This window comes from Endozoicomonas sp. ONNA1, assembly GCF_024606325.1.
Taxonomy (GTDB): domain Bacteria; phylum Pseudomonadota; class Gammaproteobacteria; order Pseudomonadales; family Endozoicomonadaceae; genus Endozoicomonas_A.
This window is the reverse complement of the sequence record NZ_JAHHPN010000237.1, coordinates 1-2,974: the sequence shown is the minus strand read 5'-3', so window position 1 is coordinate 2,974 and position 2,974 is coordinate 1. Positions and strand designations below refer to the sequence as shown.

The window sequence follows — 2,974 nt, the reverse complement described above, 5'->3', positions numbered from 1 at the left end:
GTGCGATGTTTCTTCAAAAGAGCATTGCTTATAGCCTCATAATTTTGGTGAGATTCCAGTCGTGGAAGGTTATAAACGAATTCATCAAAACCGGTTTCAGGTTGTGGTGTTGCCTGCAGCACTTCCAACGATTTTGTATAGTCCATCCGGCTTAGCTCGTAGCTTGCAGTATTCCCTGATAGTTGTTCAATATCAGAAGCAGTTGCCCCGGATGATGTGTCCAGCACCTCTGACGTATCCAATACGAAAGCCTTGACAAGGCTTAAATACTTTTTAATGTTTTCTGGCCTGTCACTACTTTTGATTTCATTGTCGAGGCAAATACCATATTGTTTTGGTCTTTTTTTGATGGAAAAATGCCTTGTTTTTTCCAGTGGTTTCAGAAGTATTCTCTCAATACTGTCTGGATCACTTATCCTGGGAAATAACGCTTCTTCAACTTCAGGGCCATCATTGCTGAACAAAAATTGGATGTTATAGTTAACGGGGGTAATCAAAAAATGCTTTGCAATCAGTGCTGGCCAACCAGCCTGAGGTATATACAGAAGATTAAACCGTTCATCAGTAAAGACTCTGATGGCTGCTTCAGCGGCAAAACGGGCACCCAATACAGAGCTTGCTATCAGCCCGGGTAAAATTTCTGTAACAATCTTACCCGCTTCAATAAAGATCTTTTCCTTTGGTTTTTTGGGCGATGTGTATTCAATAACAGGCATAGGCATATAGGTCGATTCTGTTTGCGAGACATCAGGTGTCTCATCCTGATTATACTGATAGTGGTTGGCAAGCCGCATTAACACCAGTGATTCCAGATAACCACCATAAGGGAAGCCGAGCTGACGTGCTTTCCTGAAATGATCATGGGCACTGGCCAGAACTCTTTTGTGACCGGTTAATACTACCTGCTGGAAGTCAGGTCTTATTCTCGCCTCCAGAAGCGTCAATCCAGCCAGACAATGAAGCCAGCCTGACATTTGTAATGATTGAGAATCCATTTGTTTGTCATATTGGTTTAACCGTTGTTTTAACTTTTGATAGCCAGCTCTTTTGGCTTGCTCAATAGCAAGAAAAAAATTAATTTCTTCTCCAACTTCGAATTTTTTCAAGTTGTCACTGTGAAAGACAGCATAGTCTAAGAGTTGTGAGTCCAAATTACGTGCAATAGTGTTGAACTTGACTGGCTTATGCCATACAAAGAGCTGAAACCATTTGTCTAATTTTTTCCAACCAGCTGAATCACTCTGGAGTTTTTTTGCCATTTCTGCATTTCCACCGATGAGCGTGATAATATACCGGTGAGCCATTAAAAGAGTGTTATGCCAATACGTTGTGGTGTCCTTGGAAACCTGTTCAGGAAGTAAACCAATCAGTTTTGTCAGAAGTTGTAAGTCATGACCAAAATGAAGCGCGGTTAAGCGGGCTTGGATAGAGAAGGGAAGGGCTTTAAGATGAGGAAGAACGGGCTGGACTTCTGATTCAGTATCAACCAGATGAAAAGCGAGTTCTATAACATCAGCAATTGCCCGATTCTCAGGATTAATATCTTCATAGAGCTCCTTCTGAGTCTCTTTCAGAAATATGGAAATCTCTGAAGAGGATTCAAAGCCTAATATAGATAAGTTAATAATGTACACGGATAAATCCGTGCAATCAGAATCTATCAATTCTGATCGACCAGTAGCGAAGTACAGTATCAATTTTAAATTTGCTTTCGCATTCTTTGCCGCTTGCGCTTGCTCTTGCTCTTCCTCTTCCAGTATCGTTTCTATTGCCCGGTTTGCAGCTGCTATCGCTGTTTTTGTCGCTTTCGATTTTGTCGCAGCTATATCTAACGCTTCCTCTACCGCTTCCATTGATGCTGCTGTTAACTCTGCTTGTTCAGTTTCCGCTGCCGCTGTCACTAACGCTACTGCTGTCGTTGATACCGTTGCTATCTCTAAGGATGTCGATGCCAGAGCCCTAGCCTCTTTCGCTGCCTTTAAAGCCGCCTCAGTCACTGCCGTTTTGCCTAACGGAGCTGCTCGCGCATTCGCTGTCACTGCTGTTTGTCCATGTTGTTCGTTTGGCAGATGCTGGGTATTTGTAAATTTCTGGTCCATTTGATTTAAAACAACATCAACTGCGCCATCAGAGCCTTTTACCGGAAGCTGCTCCAGAAACTCTCTGAGTAGATGTATGGAAGGTGTTACCCTACCCGGAATATTGCTTTTCGGGTTTTTCAGGTAAGTGTCTTTATCAAAGGCCAGTTTCAGTTCGAAAGGCTTTGGAATCAGCATCAGCCACTTGAGGAATATTCCGGCCAGAACCGTTTGATTTGAGTCCGATTCTAATAAAACCTCAATAGACTGTGACACTCCGGAGAATGCAGATAAATTGGCATTAATTATGATATTAGATTTTTCTTCCATACTATGTTCAAAAAAAAGCAAGAGCATCGCGGCATAAGGGAAGTAATAATTTCGAGACGATAAAATCGTCTCTTTTATCTTTTTAGCGTTGAGTTTGACTACCGGGCTAAAGGATAACTCAATGGTTTTGTCATCATCTGACATTTTGGCTTCCAACATGGCCAGTGCCTTCAAAAAGTAGTAATAACCCATTCCCAGGTCATTTGTTGGATGTTCGCTATTTTTTAATAAAACCTTTCTGAATGCAGTGATGTGCTTTTCTACCTGACGCAAAAACTTTTCCGGGTCTTGCTGAATGGATCTGACTTCCCGAATAATATTGTCATCCAGTTGTAATAAATGCTGGATATGTATTCGTTCCTGGAAGGGTTCTGTTGATGGTCGGATACCTGACTTCAGGTTTTTTGGCTGTCTTGTTACACTTACTGCTCTTTTTGCTTTTTCAGGTTTTGTTCCTGTTCCAGAAGTGAATTGTTCCTGAGTAGTTGGAGTAGAGGACGCCAATACTGGAACCGGAACCTCTTTGATTTGAACAAAATTCCTTGAAAGCAGTAAAGACCGGGCAA

General features: G+C 41.9%; 1 protein-coding gene. It reads right to left on the bottom strand.

What is annotated here, in order from left to right; all coding sequences use genetic code 11:
• Positions 1–2,912: hypothetical protein (locus KDK19_RS05640; protein ID WP_257287357.1), on the bottom strand; the 2,912-nt coding region annotated here is incomplete at its 3' end.
• Between the last annotated feature and the right edge of the window lie 62 nt (positions 2,913–2,974).